We start from the raw sequence: 361 nt of genomic DNA on the forward strand, positions 1-361 counted from the left end.
CGACCACGGTGTACGCGGAGCCGCGTTGCAACAACAGGTCGGGACGGCGACAGAGTCCGTTATGGGATAACATTGAATGCTGTCGCTGTCCCCAGGTGTCCCGTTGCTCGATGGCGATGGGGTGGGATGGGAGATAAGTACTGTCACAGGTGACGACGGATGTGCCGTGCGTGTCGCTCGCCTGTTGCAGGGCATCATGCAGGCACATGGATTCCCAGACAGGCCAGAAATCCCGCATGCCCCAGACCTGGCCCTGCTGCACACTACCTGCGAGCGCGGGATGAAGGTAGCGTTCCAGTGCTGTATGCAGCGAAAGAAACTCCGCGCTGCGCAGCGTTGCCTGCCGGTAGCACGTTCTCAG

At 60.9% G+C, this 361-nt stretch carries 1 protein-coding gene; it reads right to left on the bottom strand.

Annotated elements, in window-relative coordinates:
• Nucleotides 1-361 (bottom strand): hypothetical protein (locus EN850_RS36880; protein WP_210238039.1); only part of this gene is annotated, 361 nt, incomplete at both ends.

Origin of the sequence: Mesorhizobium sp. M8A.F.Ca.ET.207.01.1.1 (genome assembly GCF_004794715.1) — a bacterium.
Classification (GTDB): domain Bacteria; phylum Pseudomonadota; class Alphaproteobacteria; order Rhizobiales; family Rhizobiaceae; genus Mesorhizobium.